1 protein-coding gene is annotated in these 919 nt (G+C 52.9%); it reads left to right on the top strand.

Features of this window, described 5'->3' with window-relative positions:
- Positions 1–25: 25 nt before the first annotated feature.
- A partial coding sequence (locus R7R78_RS24925) for a TRAP transporter large permease subunit (protein WP_225474475.1) occupies positions 26–919 on the top strand: 894 nt, incomplete at its 3' end.

Here is a 919-nt window from a genome sequence, read left to right as displayed (position 1 = left end):
CGGTAAGTCGTAAAAGGAAGTCATTATGATCGGTATAGTGATGTTTTTTGTGGCGCTCTTTGCGTTACTGCTCGGGTTTCCCGTCGCGTTCACATTCGGCGGTATTGCTCTTATTTTTGGTGTTTGGGCAGAGGGCATGGACATGTTTGCCTTCATGCCATATCGAATTCAATCCATCATGGAAAACACGGTGCTGATGGCTGTACCGCTGTTTGTTTTCATGGGGCTCGTGCTGCAAAAAACGAAGCTAGCAGAGCAGCTGCTGGAATCGATGGGGCGTCTGTTTGGTGGCGTCCGTGGCGGCATCGCAATTTCGACGGTGCTGGTGGGCGCGCTACTTGCGGCATCGACTGGCGTAGTGGGGGCATCTGTGGTGGCCATGGGGTTGATCTCGCTGCCTGTGATGCTCAAATACAACTATGACAAAGGCCTCGCGTGCGGAACCATTTGTGCTTCAGGTACGTTGGGGCAAATTATTCCACCTTCCATCGTACTCATTTTGCTCGGCGATGTGCTTGGCGTGCCAGTGGGAGATTTGTTCCAAGCGGCCGTGTGGCCGGGTATCGCGCTAGTGGGTGCATACGTTGTTTACATCCTTATTTACGCCAAGCTTAACCCTGAAGCAGCGCAGCCGATTGAACGTGATGAGTCACTCAGCCGCAGGGAAGAAGTGATGAAGGCGCTGAAAGCTGTATTACCACCATTGGCGTTGATCATTGTTGTGTTGGGCTCCATCTTTGCCGGTGTTGCAACGCCAACGGAATCGGCAGCACTGGGTGGGGCTGGGGCGATTGTTCTCGCCGTACTGTACAAGCAATTTAGTTGGTCAATGGTCTACGATGCGTCGAAAGAGACGGTTAAAGTGACTGCGATGGTGTTCGCGATTTTGCTGGGTGCGACGGCGTTCTCCATGGCGTTT

Source organism: Vibrio sp. 2134-1 (assembly GCF_033339495.1).
The sequence above is the reverse complement of the archived record's forward strand: the minus strand, read 5'-3'. Positions and strand labels throughout refer to the sequence as shown.